Raw genomic sequence first — 26,847 nt, 5'->3', positions numbered from 1 at the left:
ACAGGTCCATTCAGTGAGGACTAAAGACGGCTGATCAATCCAGGCCCAACGCCTCCAGCACTGCATCCACACCCCAGAACAGCCTATCAGCGTCAGGCAACTGCGGGCGTTTGAGGATCAGGACGGGCAGGCCGCGTTCGCGGGCGATGTCGAGCTTGGGTTCGGTGGAGCTGCTGCCGCTGTTTTTGCTGATCAGTACGTCGATGCGGCGTTGTTCGAACAACTGGCGCTCGTCTTCCAGCATGAACGGGCCGCGTGCGCCGATCACTTCGCAGTGTTGGTTGCCGGGGTAGTCGTCCAGTGCCCGGAGTGTCCAGAACTGGTGCGGCGGGATTTCGTTCAGGTGCTGCAAGGGCTCGCGACCCAGCGTGAACAACGGGCGCTTGAACGGGAGCAGGGCATTGGCCAGTTCTGACCAGTCAGCCACTTCGCGCCAGTCGTCCTCTGGACCTGCCTGCCACGCGGTGCGGCGCAAGGCCCAGCAGGGAATGCCGGCCAGCCTGGCCGCTCGCGCTGCGTTGTGGCTGATCTGTGCGGCGTACGGGTGGGTGGCGTCCAGCAGCAAGTCGACGCCCTGTTCGCCCATGTACTGCGCCATCCCCTCGGCGCCGCCATAACCGCCGACCTTCAATTGGCAGGCCAGGTCAGACGGCACCCGGCCCACGCCCGCGAGGCTGTAGATGTGCTCAGGCCCGAGCTTCCGCGCAATCGCCAAGGCCTCGGTAATGCCGCCCAGCAGCAGGATGCGTTTCATGTCGCTTCTCTCTGTAAATCAACGCCAGCCTGACCCACCAGTCCGCCCTGACGGTCAATGGCGAAAACCTCCACCTGAACGCTCGCAGGCACGATGCTGCGCGCGAAACTCAGCGCGTGGCGACACACTTCGTCACCCAGTGGCACACCTGCCGCAGCGCTCATCGCCAGCGCTTGCTGACTGGTGTTGGCTTCAAGGATCCGTTGTTGCAGGCCTGCATCCGCGCCGACCTGCGCAGCCCAGTGCGCCAGTTGCGGCAGGTCGATGCTGGAATGGCGGCTGTGCAGGTCCATATGGCCGGCGGCCAGCTTGCTGATCTTGCCGAAGCCTCCGCACACGCTCAACTTATCCACAGGCACCTTGCGCAAGTGCTTGAGCACCGCACCGACAAAGTCGCCCATCTCGATCAGGGCGATATCGGGGATTTTGTAGACGCGGCGCATGGTGTCTTCGCTGGCATTGCCGGTGCAGGCGGCGATATGCCGATAGCCGTTGGTGGTGGCGACGTCGATGCCCTGATGGATCGAGGCGATATAGGCCGCGCAGGAGAACGGCCGGACAATCCCGCTGGTGCCGAGAATCGACAGTCCGCCGAGAATGCCCAGGCGCGGGTTCATGGTCTTGAGCGCCAGCGCCTCGCCGCCCTCGACGCCGATCGTGACTTCGAATCCGCCGCTGTAGCCTTGTTCTTCGGCCAGCCGAAGCAGATGCTCGGTCATCATGCGCCGGGGCACCGGGTTGATGGCCGGCTCACCGACTGCCAGCACCAGCCCGGGGCGGGTCACGGTGCCGACGCCTGCACCCGCCACGAAGCGCACGCCTGCTGCCGCCTGTAGCCTGACGCGGGCAAATACCAGCGCGCCGTGGGTGACATCCGGATCGTCGCCTGCATCCTTGAGCGTTGCAGCTTCCGCGAAGTCATCCACAAGCCGGCAGAATTCCAGGCGCATCTGTACCTGTTTGCCATTGGGCAGAACGATGTCCACCGCATCGCTGATCTGCCCACAGAGCAACAGCCGCGCGGCTGCGAGGCTGGTTGCGGTCGCACAACTGCCAGTGGTCAGGCCACTGCGCAGTGGCGCAGGCTGTTCGGCGGTTTCTTCGCGCATCAGGGTTTGACTACGTCCAGCAGGGTGATCGGCAACGCCTGACGCCACGTGTCGAATTCGCCAAGGGGTTGTGCATGGGCGACGTGGATACGGGTCAGCTCGCCGCCATGCCGTTCGCGCCAGGCCATCAAGGCCGTTTCGCTTTGCAGGGTGACCGCATTGGCGACCAGTCGGCCGCCCGGACGCAGTTGTTCCCAGCAGGTTTCCAGCACGCCGACACGCGTCACGCCACCGCCGATGAAGATCGCATCCGGGCGTTCCAGACCGCTCAGGGCCTGAGGCGCGCTGCCCCGCACCAATTGCAGGCCGGGCACGCCGAGTGCGTCGCGGTTGAATTCGATCAGTTGCTGGCGGCCTTCATCGGCTTCGATAGCCATCGCCCTGCAGGTCGGGTGCGCGCGCATCCATTCGATGCCGATGGAGCCGCAACCCGCGCCGACATCCCACAACAGTTCGCCCGGCAGCGGTGCAAGGCGGGCGAGGGTGATGGCGCGCACGTCGCGCTTGGTAAGCTGGCCGTCATGTTCGAACGCGCTGTCCGGCAAACCTGAAATGGGGCTCAGACGGATGGCGCTGGCGTCGGCACGACAGTCGATGGCAACCAGGTTCAGCGCGGCGATCTCGGGGTTGCCCCACTCGCTGGCCAGTCCTTCGACGCGCCGCTCGGCTTCGCCGCCCAGATGCTCCAGGACGGTCATGCGGCTTGGACCAAAGCCGCGTTCGCGCAACAAACCGGCAATCAGGGCAGGGCTGCTGCCGTCGTTACTCAACACCAGCAGACGCATGCCATGGTGGACATGTGCGTTCAGCGCGGCCGCTGGCCGGGCAACCACCGACAGGGTGACCACGTCCTGCAGCGGCCAGCCGAGGCGGGCGGCGGCCAGAGAGTAAGAGGAGGGCGCGGGCAGAATGCGCATTTCGTCAATGCTGACCACGCGTGCAAGACTGGCGCCGACGCCGAACATCATCGGGTCGCCACTGGCCAGCACGCAGATCTCGGCACCCCGCTGCTCGAGCACCGGGTTCAACGAGAAAGGACTCGGCCACGCACGTCGTTCGGCGCGAATGCACGGCGGCAGCAACGCTAGCTGACGCGGGCCGCCGAACACCTGATCAGCGTGCAGCAGAGCGTGTCTAGCGTTCTTGCCGAGCCCTTTGTAACCGTCTTCTCCGATTCCCACGACTGTCAGCCACGGTGACATGTACCTACCTCAATCCGAACTTCCGACAGAGCGCCTTTTCATGCCTGCGGACAAAGCAGGCATAATACCGCGCCCGACGGGGTACAAGTGCTCTAATCAACGTCCGTTTCCAGCCAGTTCACATCGGGTGACCCATTGAACGAGCAGCAGTCCGCTCGCACATCCTCTGCAACGCTACGCCCCTCGGCCTGCCCGGGGTTGCTGCGTATCGTCCCGGCACTGGACGGCGGGATCTGCCGGATCAAGCTGGCGGGCGGGGTGATCACCCGTGCGCAGGCCATGGCCGTTGCCGAGGCCGCGAGCACGTATGCACAGGGTGTTATCGAAGCCACCAACCGCGCCAATTTGCAGATTCGCGGCATTGGTGCCAATCACGACGGGTTGATCGGCGCCTTGATGGCGGCAGGGCTCGGCCCCGCCAACCCGGCCAGCGACGATGTGCGCAACCTGATGCTCAGCCCGACGGCCGGGCTGGACCCGCAGATGCTCTTCGATGCCCGGCCGCTGGCAGCGCAGATTCTCGACGCGCTGGAACATCATCCGCGTTTTCATGAGCTGTCCCCCAAGTTTGCCTTGTCGCTGGACGCTGGTGAAACGCTGGTCATGCTCGAACACCCGCATGACGTGTGGCTGTCGGCGCTGAAAGTCGATGGCGAAGTGTTGCTGGCGTTCGGGCTGGCCGGCTGCCCGGCCCATGACCGACCGCTGGCGGCTGTCCCTGTGGCCGAGGGGAAGACGCTGGTTGTCGCACTGCTGGAGCTGTTTCTCGACCTTGCCCGTCCCGAGCACACCCGGATGCGACACCTGCTGGCCGAGGTTTCGACCGACGATATGCTGCGCGAGCTGTCGACCCGGTCCGGCTGCACAGTGCGGACCGATAAGGCGATCACCGATTGGCAGCGTCCGGCCATTCAAGGCATTCGCCACATTGGTGTTTATCCACAGGCCCAGCCGAATCAGGTGGCGGTGGGCGCTGCAGTACCGTTGGGGCGTCTCGATGCGGCGATGCTTTCCAGCGTGGCGCAACTGGCGGCGGATCAGGGCGACGGCACGCTGCGCCTGACGCCCTGGCAAAGCCTGTTGTTGCCGAACGTGCCGGTCGAGCGCGCCGCGGCGGTGCTGGACGCGTTGCAGGCATCGGGATTCGTCGGGGCGGCCGAGCAACCACTGGCGCAGATGCTCGCCTGTACCGGTTCTGCCGGGTGCGCCAAGGGGCTGGCCGATACCAAGTCCGACGCCCTGCAACTGGCTGCCGGGCTGGCTACCGGCCAGGCTGTGCACGTGAGCGGCTGCACGCGTTCCTGCGCCGCCGCTCACGTAGCGCCAGTAACCTTGCTGGCTGTCGCGCCGGGCCGTTACGATCTTTATTTTCGCGATGCAGCGCATGCCGGTTTCGGCGTGCTGCGCGCGCGCAACCTTACTATTGAAGCAGTCGGCGCGCAGTTGAACGCCGGCTCACGGAGCAATATGCATGATTGATTACATCCGCGATGGTCAGGAGATATATCGCAACTCTTTCTCGATCATTCGCGCCGAAGCGCGTCTTGACACGATCCCTGCCGACTTGGAAAAACTCGCCGTGCGCGTGATCCATGCCTGTGGGATGGTCGAAGTCATCGAAGACCTGCGCTTCTCGCCGGGTGCCGGTACTGCCGGGCGCAACGCTCTGGCCGCCGGAGCGCCGATCCTGTGCGATGCGCGCATGGTCTCCGAAGGCATCACTCGCACCCGTCTGCCCGCCAATAATCCGATTATCTGCACCTTGCATGATGAAGGCGTGCGGGAAATGGCCCTGGAGCTGGGCAATACGCGTTCTGCGGTGGCGCTTGAGCTGTGGCGTCCGCACCTGGAAGGCAGCGTGGTGGTCATCGGCAACGCGCCGACCGCGCTGTTCTATCTGTTGGAAATGCTCGATGCCGGTGCGCCGAAGCCTGCACTGATTCTCGGCTTTCCGGTCGGCTTTGTCGGCGCCGCCGAGTCGAAGGCGATGCTTGCCGCCGATAGCCGCGGTGTGCCGTTCGTGATCATGCAGGGCCGCCGTGGCGGCAGCGCTATGGCCGTGGCCGCAGTCAACGCACTGGCCACGGAGATCGAATGATGCAGGCACGCGGTCGATTGATTGGCCTGGGCGTAGGTCCCGGCGACCCGGAGCTGATCACTGTCAAAGCCCTGCGTCTGCTGCGCGAGTCGCCGGTGGTGGCGTATTTCGTGGCCAAGGGCAAAAAGGGCAACGCATTCGGCATCATCGAAGCGCATCTGCAGGACGTTCAGACCCTGATGCCGCTGGTCTACCCGGTGACCACTGAGGCATTGCCGCCGACACTGTCCTACGAAAAGCTCATCAGCGACTTCTACGACGAATCCAGCCGGCATATTGCCGCGCACCTGGACGCCGGACGTGACGTGGCGGTGATCTGCGAAGGCGATCCGTTTTTCTATGGCTCCTACATGTACCTGCACGATCGTCTGGCCGAGCGCTACGAGGCCGAAGTGATCCCGGGTGTGTGCTCGATGCTCGGTGGCGCTTCGGTGCTGGGCGCGCCGCTGGTGTATCGCAACCAGAGCCTGTCAGTGCTGTCCGGTGTGCTGTCCCACGACGACCTGAAACGCAAGCTGGCCGACGCCGACGCGGCGGTGATCATGAAACTGGGGCGCAATTTCCACAAGGTTCGCGAGGTGCTGACCGAACTGGGGATGGCCGGGCGTGCGCTGTATGTTGAGCGCGCCACGATGAGCAACCAGAAAATCGTCCCGCTGGACCAGGTCGACCCGATGTCTTCGCCGTATTTTTCGCTGATTATCGTCCCTGGCGACAGGTGGCAAGGCTGATGACCTCCATGACCCCGGCCATCGTCATTCTCGGCAATGGCAGCCTTGCCACCGCGCGGCGCATTCAACAGCTGTTCCCCGATGCGCTGATTCATGGCCTGGCCGAGCGCGTGCAGGGGGCCGACCGCACTTACAGCGAGTTCGGCGCGACGCTGCGCCAGCTGTATCAACAGAACACACCGATCATCGCCCTTTGCGCAGCCGGTATCGTTATTCGCACCCTGGCCGCCGTGCTGCTGGAGAAGGGCGCCGAACCGCCAGTGCTCGCCGTGGCCGAAGACGGCAGCGCCGTAGTGCCGCTGCTTGGCGGCCTTGGCGGGGTGAATGTCCTGGCGCGCAGCATCGCCAGCGGGCTTGGCGTTGCGCCAGCGATCACCACCAGCGGCGAGCTGCGTTTCGGCACCTGTCTGCTCAACCCGCCAAGCGGCTATGCGCTGGGCGATCTGGAGCTGGGCAAGCGTTTCGTTTCCGACCTGCTGTCCGGCGAACCTGTACGCATCGAGGGCGAAGCCCCTTGGCTGGCCCAGGCGCAACTGCCCGAAGATCCACAGGCCGCGCTGGCCATTCATGTTGGCAGTACCCTGCGCGAGCCGTCACCCCATGAATTGCTGATATACCCGCGTAACGTGCTGGTGGCGGTGACTGACCTCAGTGACGAACTGGCTGAGCACGTGCGCTCGGCCCTGCGCGAGGTACGTATTGCCGGGCAGTCCTTGGCGTGCCTGTTGGCTGCCGAGGAGCAGATGGCCAATCCGCACCTGCACAAGGCTGCCGCCGAGCTGGACGTTGCGGTGCGATTCGTCAGCGCCGCTGCGGCCAGCGAGATGGCCATGAAGGCTGTGCCGCAGCTGTTGCCACCGCTCTGCGTCGACGCCCACACCGCGATTGCTGTCGCGGCGCAACCGCTGGAGGTGCAGAGCATCGGCCGCGGGCGTGGCCGCGTTGCAGTCATTGGTCTGGGCCCTGGCGCAGCAGACCTGATGGTGCCTGCGGTCAAGGCCGAACTGGCACGTGCCAATGATGTGCTGGGCTATGAAACCTACGTGCGCATGGCAGGGCCGTTTCGTGCCGATCAGGTACTGCACTGCACTGACAATCGCGAAGAAATGCAGCGTGCCCGGCATGCCTTCGAGCTGGCTGCTCAAGGCCGTTCGGTGGTTGTGGTGTCGTCCGGTGATCCGGGAGTGTTCGCCATGGCTTCAGCGGTGCTTGAGGCGTTGCATGAGTCGGATAATCCTCACTGGCATGCGGTCGAGCTGGAGATTCTGCCGGGTGTCTCGGCTTCTCTGGCAACCGCCGCTCAGGCTGGTGCGCCGCTGGGACATGATTTCTGCGTGCTGTCGCTGTCCGACAACCTCAAGCCTTGGGACATCATCGAAAAGCGTCTGGACCTCGCCTGTCAGGCCGATCTGGCGCTGGCATTCTACAACCCGATATCTCGCTCCCGACCCTGGCAACTGGGGCGTGCGCTGGAGATTGTCCGCCAGCATCGCATCCCTGCAACCCCCGTGACGCTGGGCCGCGACATCGGCCGTCCCGGGCAGACATTGAGGGTTATCACGCTGGGCGAATTGACACCGGAGCAGGTGGACATGCGCACTATGGTGTTGATCGGCTCTTCCCTGACGTGCACCTTTACGCGCCACGCAGGCGGCAACTGGGTCTATACGCCGCGTTGGTACGGCAACAAGCCTACAGGTTGAGCGCACACGCGTGTCATACCTGCTGGCATTTATCGTGGGAAAGCGCTGAAGTGGCGATGTCACTTCAAGCCTGTGAGCCGTTGTTTCGGCCCACAGGCTTGAGCGAATCGGCTCTCTTCAACCGTCGTCGTCGGTAGTCCGATTCCAGAAGCCTCCCCGGAATATTCGCTCACCTGCGGTACGCCGGGAGGCAGATGGCGGGTTGAATCTGGCTCTGCGTATCGAGTTCGGCAGCCAAGTGCCCGAAAGCCACCAGAGGGCAACGGAAAGCTCCGAAAAAACCGCCTGATTTATTTCGTTAGTCTCGATTCAGTCCATAAGGACGCATGAGTTAAAGGACTAATGAAATGACACAGGACAAAACCATGAACAGCACTGACAACCTCGATTACATTGCCGCCTGCGAGCTGGCTGAATGCCCAGCTTCGTTGGGCGCATTCGCGGCCCCCGCAATCCCCGGATTGCCTCAGGCAGGTGACGTCACTGACGCACAGTCCGGCCATGAAGGTGCGGTGGTTGCAGGCAGTGTGCTGGCATTTCCCAACGGTATGTCGGCGCAGAGCAAGCAGGACGTGATGAATTCCTTTCTGTTCGCCACCCTTGTGGCCAACAAGGCGTTCAGCTCTGAAACCCAGGGCGATCAGTGGTATGACAAATTCAACGAAGTGCTTTCCAAGGTGGGCTGGCTCTCCACCCATTGGAACTATGCGCGCTACCGTGCCACCCAGCAGCGTTTCACCATGGACGAAGTCGGTCTAAAGATCCTCGGTTCGGCCATTGCAGCTGCCGCGTTACCCGGGCCTGCATCGCTGCTGATGCTCAAAGTGGCTGCAGATGCCGTCGCCGCGCTGCAGGCCAGGAAAGAACCCCTGCGCCTGTTCGAGAGCCAGACCAAGGCACACCGTGGCGGTAGCTTCCGTATCGCCTCCTGTATCGAATCCGGGGACAGCATCGTCAGTCTGGCCATGGCGGCAGTCAGCTTTCAGGCCGACAGTGACGTCACCAATGTGCTGTTCTGGGAATGGCAGGGCACCAGTGTCCAGACCTGGAAGGGCGAGCACAACCTGTTGCTCAACACGGACCTGTATGCGCGCTATCGCAAGCTGATCGAGCAACGGCTTGGCGACAATGTCAGTAATGCGATTGCAGAGTACGAAATCTGATCGGAGTGTTGGCGGAGGCGCGGACTGCCTCCGCTTTCGGGATAAAAGGAATTCTCCCATGAAGCAGGAATTGGATGCCGTAGTCGTCAATGCGGGCTGTTTGATGTTTTTCCCCGAGCCGCAGCGGGTCGCCCTGAAAAATGATGTGCTGGACTCGATGCTGTACGTGCAGCTGGCCGCATCGAAACAACACTCGAAGTTTGCCGAACCCGAAAAATGGAATGAAACCCGTCTCACCGCTGCGCAGCGTTTCGGCTGGCTGCCGAGCGCCAGCGAACATATCAGCCAGCCTTTGCCTGAAGACTCCGCTGAAACAGTGTGGAGTTGCATGGTGCGTGCGCTTGTACCGTGGGTGTCAGCCGAGACGCTCCTGCGTGCGGAGGCGTTCATGCGCAGGGCAGGCAGCCAGTCCGTCGCGAGCGAAGCGCTTCATCTGTTGCGCAGTCAGACGGTACAGAGCGGTTTGAATCACTCGGGAAAATTGCAGGTCAGCGTAGTTCTGCAACTGGCTTTCGTCGACACCCGACAGAAGCTCAAGCTGGTGCAGCTTCAATTCACCACACGTCAGCCGTTGTCATCCGGGTTTCTTTTCGAGGTCATCGAGTCGAAGAGTGTCTACGGCAACATCGCTGTGACTGTCCATGCAATGCAACTGTTTGAACAGGTCTATTCGCAGTTTCGCGATGGCATCGACACCGCGCTGTCGAGCAAGCGTGCGTGCCTGATCATGCCGCTCGGGGGCAGTCCCGATGTCTGATCCGGATGAAACTCTACTGACGGGTGCCAGCGTGCTGTCCTTCGCCCGCGATGTCGAACCTGATTTGCGCCAGGACATAATGGATTGTCTGCACCATGCCCGACTGGTCGCAGATGATCGCCATTCTTCCAGAGTGAACTGGCGTGCATGGCTGGATGCTTACCAGCGCTCGATTGCCGCCACAGGCGGTTCGCGGAGCGCCGGGATCAACGATGCCCGATTGAAAATCCACAGTTTCAGTGACATTGGAAAACTGCAGCTATCCGTGGTCGATAACGCTGGCGAGCTTCGCCAACTCTACCGCAGTTCGCTCGACAGGCTATTGAGCAGTGATCATGCGACGAGTTTTTTCAGCAGCTGGTTTACGTCCGGGCGCTCAGAAAGCTTTCAGCTCATGCCCTGTGCAATGCGCAATAAGGACGAGGTGTCGATCCTTCTGTGCAGCCTGCAGATGACCACCCTGGCGCTGCGGCCCGCGCGTTATTTCTGGCAGATATTGGGCGGCGAGATGCAGGTGCATGCCGTCAGTACTGCGTTCCGCTTCAGTCGCCAGAGTTTCGAGCCTTTTCGCCAGACGGTGCAGGACGCCCTGGCTGATCGTGCTGCAGCCGAAATCACAGTCTTTAGCAACCTGGATAAGCCCATGGAAGGGAGTAACGCAAATGAATGCAGACACAGGTAACGCGGCCTATCTGGGCACTATCGCCAGTATGGTCGCGTTTTTGCCCGGGCTTTCGAACGAAGAGCGCACGGATGTTCAGAACGTTCTTCTGGACGCCCAGTTGTTCGCGGGCAGGCAGTTTGATTTCAAAACCCAGTGGGGGACCTGGATGTATTACTACCGCAGCCGCCTCAAGGCGCGCGGCATACAGCAAAAGGGCGTGGTCCTTGGGGACTCGCTGGTGGTGAGCAGTGTCGACGATTTATTGCAGGCCACGTTCAAGGTCAGTCATCCTGCGGATCGTAAGCGTCTTGGCGACATGGTGCAGCGTGCGGTTGCTGCAATGGGGGTAGGCCAGGCAGCAGAGTCGTACTTTCAGCGCGGCTTCGACCAGGGACGTCTGGGCAGTTTTCAGATCGTACCCTGCGAAAAGTATGAACCTGGCCGGATGCTCCTGTTGCTTTGCAGTCTGCACCTGAGTGTGGACGACCATGCGCCAGGAAGGCGAAGACTGCTGTTTCACTTCAAGGGCGGCAGTTACATCTTTGACAGCAAGGTGTATGCCGCTCATCGTGACGCGGTGATGCGTTATCTGGACGGCAGGGCGCAAGGCATGGTGCGGGCTGCAAGTATCTGAGTCCTGTCAGGGCAGCAGCCCCTGATGCCGGTGAAAATGATTTGCGCGGCCAGTGCACAGACGAACAGTCCCATCAAACGGCTGACAATCTGCAAACCCTGATCGCCGAGGATGCGTTCGATACGGTTGGAGAGGTAAAGCACGACGCCAACGGTCAGACTGGCCAGCGCAATACTCAGAATGGCGGTGAGTTTGTCGTCCCAGTGGGGCTGACTGACGCCCATGACCAGCAGCGCACCGATCGTACCGGGGCCTACGGTCAGCGGGATGGTCAGCGGAACGATGGTGACGTCCTGTTGGATATTGTCGGTCTGCACCGCCGACTTGCCCTGGGCCATGCCCAGTGCCGAGATGAACAGCACGCTGCCAGCCCCAATCCTGAATGCATCGACCGTGATGCCGAATACATCGAAAATCACGCGCCCGAACAGATACAGCAAGACGCTGGAAACCAGTGTCGCCAGTGCCACCTTCCAGGCCAGGCGCCGCTGTTCCTTGCGCGAGTGACCACGCGTCAGGCTGATGAAGCAGGAAAGAACGAAAAACGGGCTGTAAAGCACCAGCATTTTCAGATAGACGCTGAACAACACGTGAAGCATGGCTTCGACTCACAGCAGCAGGTGGATGGCATCGGCAGTCTATCAGGCCACAGGCCTTTCCCGTCGCCGTCAGTTTTGCCGATAGTGCTCGCCGTCCGACGTCAGCCCACGGGCCTTGTCACGGTGCGCCACCCAGTGCTCGACCAGTTCGCGCAACTGCGACAGTTCGATGGGCTTGGCCATGTGGCCGTCCATGCCAGCCTGGCGTGCGCGGTCTTTATGCTCGGTGAGAATATGCGCGGTCAGTGCAACGACCGGGGTGCGTACACGCTGATTGCCGACTTCCCAGGCGCGCAATTGCTCGGTGGCCGAGAAGCCGTCGAGTATCGGCATCTCGCAGTCCATCAGCACCAGATCATAACGCTGCGCTTTCATGGCTCGCAGCGCTTCTTCGCCATTGCTCGCGGTATCGGGGTTGAGGTTGAGCTTGCCGAGCATGCCGCGGATGACCTTGGTCGAAATGCTGTTGTCTTCGGCCACCAGAATACGGAAGTCGCCGGGGACGCTGACCGGCGGCGTCACGACCGGGCCGGGCTTGTTCGACACGACACCCTTGTTCAACTGGGTCAGTTCATCTGCCAGCGTGGTCTTGAGCGTATAGCCCGCCACCGGTTTGGCCAGAATGCGCTTGATGCCGCAGTTGCGCGCGATGATCTTGCTGGGTGCATTGCTGATGCCGGTCAGCATGATCAACAGTATGTCGTGATTCAGGCTCGGGTCTTCCTTGATCTTGGCGGCCAGTTGCATACCGGTCATGCCCGGCATGTTCTGATCGAGCAGGACCACATCGAAATAGTCGCGCAGGTGCGCCTTGGTCCTGAGCAAGGCCAGTGCCTCCTTGCCGGATGCCACTGCACTGACATTCAGGCCCCAGGCACTGCATTGCTGAACCAGCACTTTGCGGCATGTGTCGTTGTCATCGACCACCAGCACCCTGGCATCTTTGAGCGGGCTGTCCAGATCAATGGTCGGCTGTTCGAGCAGCTTGGCGTCCAGAGGCAGGTTCAGCCACAGCGTATTGCCTTGCGCGCCATTGTTCTGAATGCCGAATTCGCCATCCATCAGTACGATCAACTGACGAGCGATCACCAGTCCCAGATGACCGCCGAGCCGGCTGCTGGCTAGGAAGTTCCGGCTGTGCAGTTCGGCGTGCAGCAGTTCTTCACGTTCTTCGTCGGAAAGCGTTTCGCCGCTGTCCTGAACCGAAATGCGCAGCCGCGTATTCCCGCTTTTCGAGGACTCAAGGGCGACTGCCAGCAGAATCTCACCTTCGTCGGTCTTCTTCAGGGCATTTTCCAGCAGGCTCAGCAGTGTCTGGCGCAGGCGGGTCGGGTCACCATTGATGACACGTGGCACCTGAGGCTGGATCTGGCTGATCAGCTCGACCTGTTGCTGTTCGGCCTTGGCGCGGAAGATATTCAGGCAGTCCTCGACCAGCGCGCCGATGTCGAACTGCACGTCGTCCAGTTCGATCTGTCCTGACTCGAGCTTGGTGATGTCGAGAATCTCGTTGATCAGCGTCAGCAGTTCGTTACCGGCACTGTGAATGGTCTGCACATAGTCGCGCTGTTTGACCGACAGCGGGGTGCCGAGCAGCAGCTCGGTCATGCCCAGCACGCCGTTCATCGGGGTGCGAATCTCGTGGCTGATCTTGGCCAGAAACTCGGCTTTGGCGTTGATTTCGGCGGTGCTGGCCGCCTGATCGCGGCTGATGCTGAAGCGGTCTTCGGTGATACTGCGATGGCGTTCGCTGAGGGCCAGGCTCATCAGCAGGCCGCTGATGCAGAACACGCTGAGCAGCGCCAGCAGCAGCCATTGCGGTGGCACCAGGCTCAGCCACAGCAGGCCGGGCAGGACCACCATGTAGCCGATATTGAAGGTGATCATTCCGAGGACAAACAGGCGCGCCGAGCGATAGCCCTTCTGCCAGTGCCACATCGACACCGCCAGAATGCTCAGTGTCGTCAGCGAGACCAGGCCGAACGTCAGGAAGTTGATCGGCAGCTTTTCGTCGAACAGCACCAGCAAGGCGCCGATCCCCATGAGCACCGCGTTGCCCAGCAACAGACGATCGAGTTTGCGGGCATTGCGATGGACGAAGAAACAGTAGGTGTAGATCAGGCCTGCGACAGCGGCCAGCAGCAGCGCCAGGTGTGCGCTCGGGGTTTGCGCGATATTCCACGGGTCGATCGGGCGGAGCAGGTTGAGGAGCAACAGCGCACTGAGCCCGAGTAACGATTCGCAGGCGGCCAGCCACAGATTGCTGCGCGACCGGGTGTGTCCGTAACGCGTCAGATTCTGCACGATCAGCATGGACAGCGCGCCAAACAGCAGTCCGAACAGCAATGGCTGGGTTTCGTTGGCGGCGCTTTCGATGGCCGGTTCAAGGGTGATGCTGGGGCGCATTTTCTGCGCAGAGACCAGTCTCAGGTAGATATCCAGCGAGGCCGAGCTTTGCGGAACCGGCAGCAGGAAATCGTTGGATGGCAGTCGCTGATCTTCAATCGGCACGTCGTTGCCCGTGCGTAGATGATCAATCTGTCGATCGCCGTCCATGACATACATGTCGGCGCTGGAAAGGTCCGGGGCGAAGATACGCAGCAATTGCTCGTGCTGGGTCGGTTGCAGGCGGTAATGCAGCCATACAGCGCTGCCGCGATCCGCTGCCGCGACCCGTTCCAGCTCGGTGGGGCTGAATTGATTCTGATAGCGCGCCGAGCGGATTTCATCCAGCGTCAGATGGGCCTTTTCGTCGAGCAGCGTCGACCAGCCTGCACCATGCTCGGCCTGCGCCGAAAGCATGAACAGCAGGGTCAGCAGTCCAACGGTTGAGGCTATGGCAATCCTGAGCCAGCGCACAATGAAATCCCTTCGTGAGTGAATGCCTGGTAAAACCGCGAATACCGGAGCAACCGGCCAGCCTCTGCTTGAAGAGGCTGGTCCGATCGATTATTCCTGGTCTTCGCCACGCTCGCGGGCAATGGCACGGTAGCCAATGTCCTTGCGGTAGAAACACCCTTGCCAGTCGACTTTTGCGGCCAGCGCATAGGCATTTTCCTGCGCGTTGCCGACGCTGTCACCCAGCGCTGTGGCACACAGTACACGACCACCGCTGGTCACGACACGCTCATCCTGCAAGGCCGTGCCTGCATGGAATATCTTGCCTTCGAGCTGTGCCGCTGCGTCCAGACCCTCGATGACCGCGCCTTTGGCGTAGTCGCCAGGATAACCGCCTGCGGCCAGCACGATACCCAGGCTGGGGCGTGGGTCCCACTGTGCTTCGATCTTGTCCAGCGCTTGCGCCAGCGCAGCCTCGACCAGCAGTACCAGGCTCGATTGCAGACGCAGCATGACCGGCTGGGTCTCCGGGTCGCCGAAGCGGCAGTTGAACTCGATGACTTTCGGGTTGCCTGCTTTATCGATCATCAAACCAGCATAGAGGAAGCCGGTGTAAACGTTACCTTCATCGGCCATACCCCTGACGGTCGGCCAGATAACCAGGTCCATGACACGTTGATGAACCTCGGCGGTGACCACCGGGGCAGGGGAGTAGGCACCCATCCCGCCGGTGTTCGGCCCGCTGTCGCCGTCGCCGACGCGCTTGTGGTCCTGGCTGGTGGCCATGGGCAGTACATTCTTGCCGTCGACCATGACAATGAAGCTGGCCTCTTCGCCATCGAGAAACTCTTCGATGACAACGCGCGAACCGGCGTCGCCAAAGGCGTTGCCAGCCAGCATGTCACGTACGGCGTCTTCGGCTTCTGCCAGGGTCATGGCGACGATCACGCCCTTGCCCGCGGCCAGGCCGTCGGCCTTGATGACAATCGGCGCGCCTTTTTCACGCAGATAGGCCAGGGCAGGCTCGATCTCGGTAAAGTTCTGGTAGTCGGCAGTAGGAATCTTGTGACGCGCCAGGAAGTCCTTGGTAAACGCCTTGGAGCCTTCAAGCTGGGCAGCGCCAGCGGTCGGGCCGAAGCAGTCCAGGCCTCGGCTGCGGAACAGGTCGACGACGCCTGCAACCAACGGTACTTCCGGGCCGACGATGGTCAGCGCAACGTTCTTTTCAGCGAAATCCGCCAGTTGCTCCAGTGCCAGAACGTCGATGGCCACGTTTTCGCATTTGGCCTCGATCGCCGTGCCCGCATTGCCCGGTGCGACAAACACCTTCTGCACGCGTGGGTCCTGAGCGACTTTCCATGCCAGGGCGTGTTCACGACCGCCGCTGCCAATGATCAAAACATTCATTTCAAAAACCTCGATGACGCTGATTCTGGAGTACGCGGTGTGCCTGGGGCGACCCAACCCGCTGTACGAGGCCGCAATGACGCAGCAGACGCCTGCGCCAGTGCGGCCGTTTTTCTGATTAGTGCCGGAAGTGACGCATACCGGTGAACACCATCGCGATGCCGGCTTCGTCTGCTGCAGCGATCACTTCGTTGTCACGCATCGAGCCGCCCGGCTGGATGACAGCGGTGATGCCGACCTTGGCCGCGTTATCGATGCCGTCACGGAACGGGAAGAAGGCATCGGAGGCCATCACGGCGCCCTGAACCTGCAGCCCGGCATGCTCAGCCTTGATGGCCGCGATACGCGCCGAGTTCACACGGCTCATCTGGCCAGCGCCGACGCCGACGGTCTGGCGGTTGCGGGCGTAGACGATGGCGTTGGACTTGACGTACTTGGCGACTTTCCAGGCGAAGATCAGGTCATGCATTTCCTGTTCTGTAGGCGCACGCTGGGTGACGACCTTGAGGTCGGCCTCGGTGATCATGCCGATGTCACGGCTCTGTACCAGCAGGCCGCCATTGACGCGTTTGTAGTCCCAGGCAGGCAGGCGCTCGCTCCACTGGCCGCTGGTCAGCAGGCGCACGTTGGCTTTGCTCGCGACGATGGCGCGGGCTTCGGCGCTGACGCTCGGGGCGATGATCACTTCGACGAACTGGCGCTCGACGATGGCCTTGGCGGTTGCAGCGTCCAGCTCGCGGTTGAAGGCGATGATGCCGCCAAATGCCGACTCGGAGTCGGTGGCATAGGCCAGTTCGTAAGCCTGGCGAATGCCGCCTTCATCGTCCGGGCAGACCGCGACACCGCACGGGTTGGCGTGCTTGACGATCACGCAGGCCGGTTTGACGAAGCTCTTGACGCATTCCAGTGCGCCATCGGTATCGGCCACGTTGTTGAACGACAGCTCCTTGCCTTGCAGCTGGGTGGCGGTGGCGATGCCGACCTCGGCAGGTTTGGCTTCGACGTAGAACGCCGCACTCTGGTGCGGGTTCTCGCCGTAGCGCATTTCCTGAGCCTTGACGAACTGGGTATTGAAGGTGCGCGGGAACTGGCTGCGGCCTTCGGTGCTCAGGGTTTCGGCAGTCTGGTCGACGCCGCCCAGGTAGTTGGCGATCATGCCGTCGTAGGCGGCGGTGTGCTCGAACGCCTTGAGCATCAGGTCGAAGCGCTGGGCGTAGGTCAGGCCACCGGCCTTGAGGCTTTCCAGAACCTGGCCGTAATCGCTGGCATTGACCACGATGGCGACGTCCTTGTGGTTCTTCGCTGCGGAACGGACCATGGTCGGGCCGCCAATGTCGATGTTTTCGATGGCGGTCGGCAGGTCGCAGCCTGGCTTGGAGACAGTGGCTTCAAACGGGTACAGATTGACCGCAACCAGATCGATCGGCTTGATGCCGTGCTCGGTCATGATGGCGTCGTCTATGCCGCGACGACCCAGAATCCCGCCATGGATCATGGGGTGCAGGGTCTTGACCCGGCCATCCATCATTTCAGCGAAGCCGGTGTAGTCGGCCACTTCGACTGCCGCGACGCCGTTGTCCTTGAGCAGCTTGAACGTACCGCCAGTGGAAAGAATCTCGACGCCCAGCGCTTCAAGCTCGCGGGCAAACTCAAGGATTCCTGTCTTGTCGGATACGCTGATCAGGGCGCGGCGGATCGGCAGGCGGGTAGTCTGGTCGGTCATCTCGATTTCCATCAAAAGCAAAAGAAGTCAGCAAAAAAAAGCGACCGCGGTGCAAGGTCGCCTTTTCTGTTTTGAATGCTTTAAAGCAGATCGTACTGTTTGAGTTTCTTGCGCAGCGTGCCGCGATTCAGTCCCAGCAGCTCGGAGGCCTTCGTCTGGTTGCCCTTGACGTAGTTCATCACGCTTTCCAGAAGCGGAGCCTCGACTTCCGACAACACCAGGTTGTAGACGTCAGTGACGGATGCGCCTTCGAGGTGGGCGAAATAATTGTGCAGCGCCTTCTCGACACTTCCGCGCAGGGTCTGACCCTCTTCGCTCGGCGTGTTGAGGTGCTGTTTCAAATTGACGTTGTCGCTCACGGGTGTTGTTCCACTCACTAAAGTCTCGGTCATCATCGTCATGCGGCCACCTCTTTATCATTCTCGTTATCCGGGCCCTTGCAGCCTTGGCTGAAGAACTCCCGGACGTTGGCGCACTGTGCTTCCGTATCTTCCAAACGATTGAAGTGGGCGCGAAACTCTCTGGCGCCCGGCAGGGTTGCGAGATACCAGCTGACGTGTTTGCGTGCAATGCGCACGCCCATCACGTCTCCATAGAAAACGTGGAGCGCTGCCAGATGCTCAAGCAGAATGCGTTCCACTTCACTCGACTGCGGCGCCGGGAGTGTCTCTCCGGTCCGCAGGAAGTGTTCTATCTCGCGAAAAATCCAGGGACGCCCCTGTGCGGCCCTGCCAATCAGTAATCCGTCTGCTCCGGTGGCCTTCAGCACGTGCCGGGCCTTTTCCGGTGAATCGATGTCGCCATTGGCAAAGACCGGTATCGACACGGCCTGTTTGATCTGGGCAATGGTGTCGTACTCGGCCTCGCCGGTGTACAGGTCGGCACGGGTTCGCCCGTGCACTGCCAGTGCCTGAATGCCTGCCTGCTCGGCGATTTTCGCCACTGTCAGGCCATTTCGGTTGTCGCGATCCCATCCGGTGCGGATCTTCAGCGTGACCGGTACATCGACTGCAGCCACGACGGCCTGCAGGATGTCGTTGACCAGTTGCTCATCCTTCAACAGCGCCGAGCCAGCCGCCTTGTTACAGACTTTCTTGGCCGGGCAACCCATGTTGATGTCGATGATCTGGGCGCCCAGTTCGACATTGGCACGTGCTGCGTCCGCCAGCATCTGCGGATCACCACCGGCGATCTGTACCGAGCGCGGCTCGGGATCACCTTCGTGGATCATGCGCAGACGCGATTTGCGGCTGTTCCACAGGCTCATGTCACTGGTGACCATCTCCGACACCACCAGGCCGGCACCGAGTCTTCGGCACAGCTGACGGAAAGGCTGGTCGGTGACGCCCGCCATCGGGGCGAGGATCAAGCCGTTTTGCACTGTATATGGGCCGATGCGTACTGCCGACATAGCCTTACCTGTTGTGGAGGCCAAATCATCCGCAGGCCGTGTAAAAAACCGTTTCACCCGGTCTGCAACGGCTCATCCCGCCAGCCGCATGCACCACCGTCAGATCGAACCGAGAGTTTGAAAAAGGGTTGGCATGATACCCGCTCTCGATGACTGGATAAAGGCTGAATTGGATAAAATCTGAACAGCTCTTGCCTGAGTTCGATGAGTCCGGTCAGAGGGTATTTTGTTGCTGAATTTCTGCGATCATGCAGCGTTCTTTGGTGAAAGTAGCGTGTAAAAAAGCAGTCTCGGCCGACGCTGTCGCGCCGGACGAGTCATTCCGGCGAGCGGAAGTTCAGGCTGTAGTTCACGGCCTTGGCACCTGGATCAAGGATATCCAGCGCGATATGGATCGGCGTCTGGGGTGGCATCTCTTCCTTGCCGGCCATTTCGCCGCTCAGGTATTCACTGGGCTTGAACCGACGACTGGCAATCAACTGACCGCCGGTATCGGAAAAACGCAGTTCCAGCAGGGGAAACGGCTGGGAAAACGAGGCGCGGTTGTAGATGATCGCGTCCACCACCAGAGCCCCCTGAAACTCCGGGTGGCTGCGCACTACCAGGTTGCTGCTCTTGAGCTGGGAAATGTCGACCTTGCTCGGCACCTTGCAGCCGACCTGCGGGCAAATCTGTTGAAACCACGGGCGATACTGGTCCTGGCGTGCCAGCTGATCGAAGTGGTACCAGACGTATTGTCCTGCAAGACCTGCCAGCGCCAGTACGATCAACAGACCCCAGGCCAGGCGTCGCCCCCAGCGTGGTTTGGGCCGTTGCCAGTCCAGTTGCAAAGGGTCGTCGGTCAGGTCAAGAAGTGTCTGGTCGCGCACTGCCGGTTCGTTGCGGCTGCGCTTGCCCCGCGGTTCTGGCTCCGGCTCATGGTCGTCGTCTTCATCATCGTCATCCACCGCAGACCAGCGCTCGACTTTTTCGGCGGGCGGAGCTTTGCGCTGGATGATGACGGGCATCGGGGGCTCGTCATCGTCCAGATGCTTGTCCAGTGACAGCGACGGCTCGGTACGCGTGTCATCCTCCAGCGGCTCTGGAGCGTCTACAGAGTCGGTGTCCGGGATGACTTCTGCATGCAGCTCGGGCAGTTGCTCGACATCGTCGTTATGCAGCGTATCGACCCATGCCGCCTCGTCGCTCTGCCGACTGTCACGCTTCGCCGTCATGCTCACATCGTCGTTGCCGATATCGCTTACAGGGCGGGCGAAGGTGTCAGGCCTGCGGATCTCGCGTTGTTCGAGGCGGGCCAGTTCTTCGTCCAAATTGAGATTGTCCAGATCCAGCTCGCTGACCTGCCAGGGATCGTCCTCTTCGGGCGTCTTTTCCGGCTCCGGCTCCGGCTCCGGCACTGGCGTCGGCAGGGCCTCCGGTTCGGGCAGGGCCGCGATCACCGGCGAGGCGGGCAGGGTCTCTTTTTCGGCGTCATCGCTGGCGCGCTGCTCGAGCAACTGCCGCGCTGCGTTGAACACCTGCAGGCAGGCTCCGCACCGCACCACGCCACGGGCCACGCTCAGCTGAGCGTGACTGACTCTGAAACTGGTCTGGCAGTGCGGGCACTGGGTGACGAAACTGTCGGTCATGCGGCTGTCCGGTTGAAGCGGCGATTAACGGCGGCGACCCGTGATGCGTACCCAGCCATCTCGGTTTGCGATCGGGTCCAGATCAAAACTTTCAGCATAGGCTGTCGCGACTTCCTCACCCTGTTCGGCAAGAATGCCTGACAGTGCCAGGCGTCCGCCGGTCCTGATCAGGGTTGCCAGTTGCGGCGCCAGGGAAACCAGCGGGCCAGCCAGAATGTTGGCGACCAGCACGTCGGCCTGCTGGGGCGGCAGATCCTCGGGCAGGTACAGCGGGAAGCGTTCGGCCGCGATATTGTTGCGTCCGGCATTGTCTCGAGAGGCTTCCAGTGCCTGCACGTCGATATCGGTACCAACGGCCTGTTCGGCACCCAGCAGCAGTGCGGCGATGGCCAGAATGCCCGAGCCGCAGCCGAAATCCAGCACGTTGCAGCCTTCGAGGTCCTGGCCGTCCAGCCACTCGAGGCACAGCGCGGTGGTCGGGTGGGTCCCGGTGCCGAACGCCAGGCCCGGATCGAGCAACAGGTTCACGGCGTCCGGCTGTGGTGCGGCATGCCAGCTCGGCACGATCCACAGGCGCTTGCCGAAACACATCGGCTGGAAGTTATCCATCCAGCTGCGTTCCCAGTCCTGATCTTCGATGACTTCGGCGCTGTGCTCGGGTAACTCTTCGCCGGTCAGCAGGCTCAGGTGTGCCAGGGCCATTTCGGCATTGGTGTCGGCTTCGAACAGTGCGAGCAGGTGCGTGTGCGCCCACAGCGGCGTTGTATTGAGTTCGGGTTCGAAAATCGGCTGGTCTTCGGCGTCCATGAAGGTCACAGACACGGCGCCGACTTCAAGAAGGGCGTCTTCGTAGGTTTCGGCTTGTTCTGGGCTGATGGCGAGACGGACTTGCAGCCAAGGCATGGCGGATTACCTTCGATTTGGAAATAAGTGCGGCTTTTACAGCCGGTGCGGCCGCAGGAAGCGGGCAAGTTTACTGCTATGCGCTGCAAACAACAAAGCCGCATCACTGCGGCTTTGTCGTGGTGAAGCAGACTGGCTTATTGATTGGCCAGTTTGTGCTCCAGGTAGTGGATGTTGATTCCGCCTTCGCAGAAGCCTTCATCGCGGGTCAGGTCGCGGTGCAGCGGGATGTTGGTCTTGATCCCGTCGACCACGATTTCGTCCAGGGCATTGCGCATGCGTGCCATGGCTTCTTCGCGGGTCGCGCCCCAAGTGATCACTTTACCGATCAGCGAGTCATAGTTGGACGGTACCTTGTAGCCGCTGTACAGGTGCGAATCGACCCGTACACCGTTGCCGCCCGGTGCGTGGAAGTGCTTGACCAGACCAGGGCTTGGCACGAAGGTCTTAGGGTCTTCGGCGTTGATCCGGCATTCCAGCGCATGACCCTTGATGACCACGTCATCCTGGGTGTACGACAGTTTGTTGCCGGCGGCGATGCTGAGCATCTCCTTGACGATGTCGATGCCGGTGACCATTTCCGAAACCGGGTGCTCCACCTGAACACGGGTGTTCATTTCGATGAAGTAGAAACGACCGTTTTCGTACAGGAACTCGAAAGTACCCGCACCACGATAGCCGATATCGATACACGCCTTGACGCAGGCGGCCAGGACATCCTCGCGCGCCTTTTCGTCGATGAACGGTGCCGGCGCTTCTTCCAGAACCTTCTGGTGACGGCGCTGCAGCGAGCAGTCGCGATCGCCCAGGTGAATGGCTTGGCCCTGGCCGTCGGAAATCACCTGGACTTCCACGTGACGTGGGTTGGTCAGGTATTTTTCCAGGTAGACCATCGGGTTGCTGAACCAGGCCGCTGCTTCGGCGCGGGTCTGGGACGCAGCTTCGATCAGGTCTTCTTCGCGATGAACCACACGCATGCCGCGACCACCACCGCCACCGGCGGCCTTGATGATCACTGGGTAACCGACTTCACGACCGATGCGCAGAGCGGTTGCCTCGTCTTCCGGCAGCGGGCCGTCGGAACCGGGAACGGTCGGCACGTTGGCCAGCTTCATGGCGTCCTTGGCGGAAACCTTGTCGCCCATCAGGCGAATGGTGTCTGCTTTGGGACCGATGAAAGCGAAGCCCGATTTTTCGACCTGTTCGGCGAAGTCGGCGTTCTCGGCGAGAAACCCGTAACCCGGGTGGATCGCCGTGGCGCCGGTCACTTCGGCAGCCGAAATGATCGCCGGAATGTTCAGGTAGGACAGATTGGCCGGTGCCGGACCGATGCAGACGGTTTCGTCTGCCAGGCCCAGGTGCATCAGCTCGCGATCTGCTGTGGAGTGTACAGCGACGGTCTTGATGCCCAGTTCTTTACAGGCACGCAAGATGCGCAAGGCAATTTCGCCGCGGTTGGCGATCAGAACTTTTTCCAACATCGCAGGCTCTCCCCGGGTCAAACGATTGTGAACAGCGGCTGGTCAAACTCAACCGGCTGACCGTTTTCTACCAGGATGGATTCGATCACACCGCTGGCTTCTGCCTGGATGTGGTTCATCATTTTCATCGCTTCGACGATGCAGATGGTGTCGCCTTTCTTGACGGTCTGGCCGACTTCAACGAATGCAGGCGAAGTAGGCGCCGGGGTACGGTAGAACGTACCGACCATTGGCGACTTGACTACAAAGCCGTTCAGTTTCGGAGCCGATGGCGCTTCTGCAGCTGCCGCAACCGGTGCTGCTGCCGGAGCCGGAGCGGCTGCAGGTGCAGCAACCGGAGCCGGTGCGTAGTAAGGCTGTGCCGGAGTCTTGCTGTGGCGGCTGATCCGTACGGATTCCTCGCCTTCACGGATTTCCAGCTCGTCGATGCCGGACTCTTCCAGCAATTCGATCAGTTTCTTGACTTTGCGAATATCCATTAATCAACTCCCAAGGTTCTGTAAGGGCAATGTGTCGGCCGGCTCAAGCCATATGGTCAGCTTCAGGCTGGACTCATCATGGCTTGGCACTGGCGGCCAGTTGTTCCAGGGCGGCTTCCAGGGCCAGTCGGTAACCGCTGGCGCCAAGGCCGCAGATCACTCCTACAGCGACATCTGAAAAGTAGGAGTGATGGCGGAAAGGTTCGCGTTTGTGCACGTTCGATAAATGCACTTCGATGAATGGGATGCTCACTCCCATCAGCGCGTCACGTATTGCAACGCTGGTGTGCGTAAAAGCAGCCGGATTGATCAAAATAAAATCCACACCCTCACCGCGAGCGGCGTGAATGCGATCAATCAGTTCGTACTCGGCGTTGCTTTGCAGATACATCAGATGGTGACCGGCATCGCGAGCGCGCTGCTCCAGGTCCTGATTGATCTGAGGCAGGGTGATAGTGCCGTAGACCCCGGGTTCCCGAGTGCCCAGCAGGTTCAGGTTGGGCCCATGTAGGACCAGGATAGTCGCCATTGCGTGTTCCTTTTATTGTCTGCGAGCGGTTTACGCCCGGCGACTATGCCGGAAGGGCAGTGGACTGTCCAGTTAACAACAGTAGCCAGCACAATGAGCGATATTCGCGCAAAGTTTATGACTCAGGGATCAGTTTTGGTCATTGGCGCTGTTCAGACGCTCGATCAGGCCTGCCGCGTCGATTTCGCCGACGACCCGTACAGTTTGCTGTTCTTCGCCGTTTTTATCGAAGAAAAGCAGCGCTGGCGGGCCAAACAGCTTGTACCGGTCAAGCAGGGCGCGTTGCTCTGCGTTGCTGTCGGTCATGTCGAAACGCACCTGCTTGTAACCCGACAAGCGGGCGACCACACCCGGGTCAGGCAGGACTTCGTGTTCGATGACCTTGCAACTGATGCACCAGTCGGCATACCAGTCGAGCACCAGCGGTTTGCCCTCGCGCCGGGCCTCCTGCATCACACGGTTCAGTTCGGCGGAGGTGGTGATCGTCTGCCACTGTGAGGCGGCCGGAGCTACCGCTCCGTTATTCGCCGTGGCGTACTCGCGGCCCAGCGGGCGCATGGGGTCGGTCTGCCCGGACAGCGCGCCGTACCAGCACGCCAGCGCATAGACCAGCAGCGCCAGCCCCAGCAGTTGGGCGAGTTTCTGCCGTGTGGTTTTGACATTGAACTCCAGGGTGCCGAGAAACAGTGCGACACCGGCCGACAACAGACCCACCAGCAACAGCGTGACTTGCCCTGGCAGTACGCGGCTCAGCAGGCCGATGGCCAGCCCCAGCAGCAGCACACCGATGGCGTTTTTAACCGTCACCAGCCAAGGGCCGCTTTTCGGCAGCCATGTGGCACCGCCGGTTGCGATCAGCAACAGCGGCGCGCCCATGCCCAGGCCCAGCGCGAACAGTTTCAGAGCGCCGCCGAGTGCATCGCCGCTGGCGCTGATATACAACAGCGCACCGGCCAGAGGCGCCGATACGCAAGGTGACACCAACAGGCTGGAGACCACGCCCAGCACCGCTGCACCCCACAATGAGCCGCCCTGGGTCTTGCCGGCGATACGGTCCAGACGAGAGCTGATGGACTGCGGCAGGCGCAGTTCGAAAGCGCCGAACATGGCAATGGCGAAGATCACGAAAAATGCCGAGAACGGCACCAGTACCCAGGCTGATTGCAAGCGCGCCTGCAGGTTAAGGCCTGCACCGAACACACCCATCAGCGCGCCCAGCAGGGCAAAGCACGCCGCCATCGGCAGTACGTAAGCCAGAGACAGGCTCAGCCCGCGCAACCCGCCAACCTGGCCGCGCAGCACCACGCCGGACAGAATCGGCAACATTGGCAGTACACACGGTGTGAAGGTCAGGCCTACGCCTGCGAGAAAAAACAGCGCCAGTTCTTTCCAGCTCCAGGCGGCCGCTGTGGCTGCGCTGGCAGACGCCTGGTCGCTCGGGCTGGCGGCTACGTCGCCAATGCTCAAACGCTCGGTTTCAGGTGGATAGCACAAGCCCTTGTCGGCGCAGCCCTGGTACGTGACGGCGAGGGTGAAGGGGCGCTGTTCGCCGGGTTTGCGTGGCAGGTCGATATCGAGAATGCCGTGATAGACCTCGACATCGCCAAAATACTCGTCGTGTTTCTGCTCGCCCTTGGGCAGTTGCGCTTCGCCAAGGCCGATGTCGGCAGGCTCGGTGCGGAACTGAAAGCGGTGGCGATACAGGTAGTAGCCATCGGTGGCGACCAGCCTCAGCTTGATCGACTCCTGCGTCGTTTCGATCAGGCTCAACTGAAAGGCCTGACGCACTGGCAGGAAGTCCTTGCTGTTATCCAGCGAGCCGCCGCCCAGCGTGGATGAAGGTCGGCTTTCCAGCAGACCGGCGCCGGAGGCGGGTAGGGCCAGGATCAATAACAGCAGGCATAACAAACGGCGCATGGCAGTCTCGAATCTCGAAAGTCTGCGCATGATAACGGAGTGCCCGGCGGCGTGCCGAGGGCAGGTTGTAAGAGTGGGTGTCAGCAGGCCCACGACGTGCCGGAATTATTTCTTGCCCGAGGAAAAGCTGCCACCAGCTTCCTGGTCGTAAAAATCCGGGATCTTGTACTTATACGTGTCCAGCCAGCGTTGCAGGCTGAGGTCACGTTCTGCCGCGGTATTGACCTGCGGCGTCGGCGAAGCGGCCTTGCCGCTGGCTTGAAGCTGCAGCCAGGTCTCGGTCTGTCTGGTTTCAGAGGCCGCAGTTTCATTGTTGTCTGCCCAGGCATCACCTGCGCTCAACAGCAGTACACACCCGGTGAATAGGATGCGCTTCATGGTCTTACCTCCTGGGACTGACGATCATTTTGCCCTGTCAGGCTCGCAATGGGCCGTGCAGATGCTAGAGGAGCGGCAGGGGGCTTCCGCAATTGCTCGGCACGCGCCTGGGCATCGGTCACCTGCTCAGGCGTCAGCCCGGCCCGCGACGCCAGTTCGGCGGCTTGCGTCCAGTTATTCTGATAGATCAGCAGCGTGGCCAGGTTCACCGCCGCCAGCGAGTCCGATTGTTTGAGCTCCATGGCCGTCAGGAACTGAAAGCGTGCCTGTTCCAGTTTCAACTGATTGAGGTAGACGACGCCCAGGTCATTACGGATCTTTTCATCGGTCGGTTGCAGCTTGCTGGCCATCAGCAGGTGTTGCTGTGCCAGCGTGTTGTCACCACGCGCTGCGGCCAGTTGCCCTAGGCCATGCTCACCCTCGGCTGCCCGGCAGGTGCCCAGCAGGCTGCGGTACAGAGGCTCGGCTTCGTTGCTGCCCAAAAGCCGCAACACCCGGGCCTTGCGCAGGCGAACCTCGCCCAGGCTGTCGGGCAGGCTTTCCAGGTTGGCAAGGCTGGCATGCAGGCGGCCTTCATCGGCCATGTTCTGAGCCAGATTCAGCGAAAACTCCTGATCCGAGGTCAGCTTGGGGCACTGGCCCGGCTGAGCCGTGGTCTGCGTCCAGAGGGGGCGACCATCACTGGCGCATCCGCCCAGCAACAACAGCCCGAGTAGTACGATCACTGGTTTCATTGCAA

Annotated in this window: 25 protein-coding genes; 8 read left to right on the top strand and 17 right to left on the bottom strand. The window is 61.3% G+C overall.

The features are described from left to right. Positions 1-34 precede the first annotated feature (34 nt). From ACW55A_RS20365 to ACW55A_RS20355, 3 genes are read right to left on the bottom strand one after another with little or no spacing between them, the layout of a single operon-like run. Positions 35-754 carry a cobalt-precorrin-6A reductase gene (locus ACW55A_RS20365; protein WP_003368866.1) on the bottom strand — a complete coding sequence of 240 codons (720 nt, stop codon included), beginning with the start codon at positions 752-754 and terminating at the stop codon, positions 35-37. Then, positions 751-1,863 carry a cobalt-precorrin-5B (C(1))-methyltransferase gene (locus tag ACW55A_RS20360; protein ID WP_498811528.1) on the bottom strand — a complete coding sequence of 371 codons (1,113 nt, stop codon included), beginning with the start codon at positions 1,861-1,863 and terminating at the stop codon, positions 751-753. The genes ACW55A_RS20365 and ACW55A_RS20360 overlap by 4 nt, the downstream gene beginning before the upstream one ends. Continuing rightward, entirely contained in the window at positions 1,863-3,065 is a 1,203-nt protein-coding gene (locus tag ACW55A_RS20355) for a bifunctional cobalt-precorrin-7 (C(5))-methyltransferase/cobalt-precorrin-6B (C(15))-methyltransferase (RefSeq protein WP_003431745.1), read from the bottom strand. Before ACW55A_RS20355 ends, ACW55A_RS20360 begins: the two co-directional genes overlap by 1 nt. Positions 3,066-3,200: 135 nt before the next feature. On the opposite strand from ACW55A_RS20355, the gene cobG reads away from it, so the two are divergent. The 8 genes from cobG (at position 3,201) to ACW55A_RS20315 (ending at position 10,815) form a co-directional block, all read left to right on the top strand. Further along, entirely contained in the window at positions 3,201-4,544 is a 1,344-nt protein-coding gene (cobG, locus tag ACW55A_RS20350) for a precorrin-3B synthase (protein ID WP_074805292.1), read from the top strand. Further along, positions 4,537-5,163 (top strand): precorrin-8X methylmutase, encoded by a 627-nt coding sequence (locus tag ACW55A_RS20345; RefSeq protein ID WP_003368856.1) that lies wholly within the window; start codon positions 4,537-4,539, stop codon positions 5,161-5,163. The genes cobG and ACW55A_RS20345 overlap by 8 nt, the downstream gene beginning before the upstream one ends. After that, the gene (locus ACW55A_RS20340) at positions 5,160-5,894 is read left to right on the top strand and encodes a precorrin-2 C(20)-methyltransferase (protein ID WP_498811529.1); all 735 of its coding nucleotides are present in this window, start codon (positions 5,160-5,162) and stop codon (positions 5,892-5,894) included. Before ACW55A_RS20345 ends, ACW55A_RS20340 begins: the two co-directional genes overlap by 4 nt. Further along, on the top strand, positions 5,894-7,597 hold the full coding sequence (gene cobJ, locus ACW55A_RS20335; protein ID WP_054081941.1) for a precorrin-3B C(17)-methyltransferase: 1,704 nt from the start codon (positions 5,894-5,896) through the stop codon (positions 7,595-7,597). Before ACW55A_RS20340 ends, cobJ begins: the two co-directional genes overlap by 1 nt. A gap of 365 nt (positions 7,598-7,962) precedes the next feature. Then, positions 7,963-8,760 (top strand): hypothetical protein, encoded by a 798-nt coding sequence (locus ACW55A_RS20330; RefSeq protein ID WP_498811530.1) that lies wholly within the window; start codon positions 7,963-7,965, stop codon positions 8,758-8,760. A gap of 58 nt (positions 8,761-8,818) precedes the next feature. Continuing rightward, the gene (locus ACW55A_RS20325) at positions 8,819-9,517 is read left to right on the top strand and encodes a hypothetical protein (RefSeq protein WP_024662968.1); all 699 of its coding nucleotides are present in this window, start codon (positions 8,819-8,821) and stop codon (positions 9,515-9,517) included. Then, entirely contained in the window at positions 9,510-10,199 is a 690-nt protein-coding gene (locus ACW55A_RS20320) for a hypothetical protein (RefSeq protein WP_455809300.1), read from the top strand. The genes ACW55A_RS20325 and ACW55A_RS20320 overlap by 8 nt, the downstream gene beginning before the upstream one ends. Next, entirely contained in the window at positions 10,180-10,815 is a 636-nt protein-coding gene (locus ACW55A_RS20315; RefSeq protein WP_046718949.1) for a hypothetical protein, read from the top strand. The genes ACW55A_RS20320 and ACW55A_RS20315 overlap by 20 nt, the downstream gene beginning before the upstream one ends. Here ACW55A_RS20315 and ACW55A_RS20310 read toward each other — a convergent pair. The 14 genes from ACW55A_RS20310 to ACW55A_RS20245 all read right to left on the bottom strand — a co-directional run bounded on the left by ACW55A_RS20310 (position 10,767) and on the right by ACW55A_RS20245 (position 26,842). Then, on the bottom strand, positions 10,767-11,414 hold the full coding sequence (locus ACW55A_RS20310) for a MarC family protein (protein WP_498811531.1): 648 nt from the start codon (positions 11,412-11,414) through the stop codon (positions 10,767-10,769). The two genes, ACW55A_RS20315 and ACW55A_RS20310, sit on opposite strands and share 49 nt — an antisense overlap. 69 nt (positions 11,415-11,483) lie before the next feature. Further along, positions 11,484-14,273 (bottom strand): hybrid sensor histidine kinase/response regulator RetS, encoded by a 2,790-nt coding sequence (gene retS, locus ACW55A_RS20305; protein ID WP_003431733.1) that lies wholly within the window; start codon positions 14,271-14,273, stop codon positions 11,484-11,486. Positions 14,274-14,363: 90 nt separating this feature from the next. After that, the gene (gene purD / locus ACW55A_RS20300) at positions 14,364-15,659 is read right to left on the bottom strand and encodes a phosphoribosylamine--glycine ligase (protein ID WP_003431732.1); all 1,296 of its coding nucleotides are present in this window, start codon (positions 15,657-15,659) and stop codon (positions 14,364-14,366) included. 118 nt (positions 15,660-15,777) lie between these two features. Beyond that, positions 15,778-17,382, bottom strand: a complete 1,605-nt coding sequence (gene purH, locus ACW55A_RS20295) for a bifunctional phosphoribosylaminoimidazolecarboxamide formyltransferase/IMP cyclohydrolase (RefSeq protein WP_498811532.1) — start codon at positions 17,380-17,382, stop codon at positions 15,778-15,780. A gap of 80 nt (positions 17,383-17,462) precedes the next feature. After that, positions 17,463-17,783: a DNA-binding transcriptional regulator Fis gene (gene fis, locus ACW55A_RS20290; RefSeq protein WP_002555375.1), complete on the bottom strand. Its 321-nt coding sequence runs from the start codon at positions 17,781-17,783 to the stop codon at positions 17,463-17,465. Beyond that, entirely contained in the window at positions 17,780-18,793 is a 1,014-nt protein-coding gene (gene dusB, locus ACW55A_RS20285) for a tRNA dihydrouridine synthase DusB (protein ID WP_003368840.1), read from the bottom strand. The genes fis and dusB overlap by 4 nt, the downstream gene beginning before the upstream one ends. 317 nt (positions 18,794-19,110) lie before the next feature. Next, positions 19,111-20,421 carry a DUF3426 domain-containing protein gene (locus ACW55A_RS20280; RefSeq protein ID WP_498811533.1) on the bottom strand — a complete coding sequence of 437 codons (1,311 nt, stop codon included), beginning with the start codon at positions 20,419-20,421 and terminating at the stop codon, positions 19,111-19,113. Between the two features lie 24 nt (positions 20,422-20,445). Beyond that, a complete protein-coding gene (gene prmA, locus ACW55A_RS20275; RefSeq protein WP_122265466.1) occupies positions 20,446-21,324 on the bottom strand; it encodes a 50S ribosomal protein L11 methyltransferase in 879 nt (292 codons plus the stop codon). A gap of 137 nt (positions 21,325-21,461) precedes the next feature. Then, positions 21,462-22,805 carry an acetyl-CoA carboxylase biotin carboxylase subunit gene (gene accC, locus ACW55A_RS20270; RefSeq protein WP_003368837.1) on the bottom strand — a complete coding sequence of 448 codons (1,344 nt, stop codon included), beginning with the start codon at positions 22,803-22,805 and terminating at the stop codon, positions 21,462-21,464. A gap of 17 nt (positions 22,806-22,822) precedes the next feature. Next, entirely contained in the window at positions 22,823-23,284 is a 462-nt protein-coding gene (gene accB / locus ACW55A_RS20265) for an acetyl-CoA carboxylase biotin carboxyl carrier protein (RefSeq protein WP_003368836.1), read from the bottom strand. Between the two features lie 76 nt (positions 23,285-23,360). Next, positions 23,361-23,813: a type II 3-dehydroquinate dehydratase gene (gene aroQ / locus ACW55A_RS20260; RefSeq protein WP_002555369.1), complete on the bottom strand. Its 453-nt coding sequence runs from the start codon at positions 23,811-23,813 to the stop codon at positions 23,361-23,363. A gap of 129 nt (positions 23,814-23,942) precedes the next feature. Further along, a complete protein-coding gene (locus tag ACW55A_RS20255; RefSeq protein WP_455809293.1) occupies positions 23,943-25,730 on the bottom strand; it encodes a protein-disulfide reductase DsbD in 1,788 nt (595 codons plus the stop codon). A gap of 105 nt (positions 25,731-25,835) precedes the next feature. Beyond that, complete coding sequence (locus ACW55A_RS20250; RefSeq protein ID WP_003431725.1) at positions 25,836-26,108, bottom strand: DUF3613 domain-containing protein; 273 nt, start codon at positions 26,106-26,108, stop codon at positions 25,836-25,838. Beyond that, positions 26,105-26,842 (bottom strand): tetratricopeptide repeat protein, encoded by a 738-nt coding sequence (locus tag ACW55A_RS20245; protein WP_065350630.1) that lies wholly within the window; start codon positions 26,840-26,842, stop codon positions 26,105-26,107. The genes ACW55A_RS20250 and ACW55A_RS20245 overlap by 4 nt, the downstream gene beginning before the upstream one ends. Positions 26,843-26,847: the final 5 nt, after the last annotated feature.

The sequence above is a fragment of the Plantibacter cousiniae (nom. nud.) genome (assembly GCF_977070315.1).
Note: the sequence above shows the minus strand (reverse complement) of the source record. Positions and strands in the feature narration are given on the sequence as shown.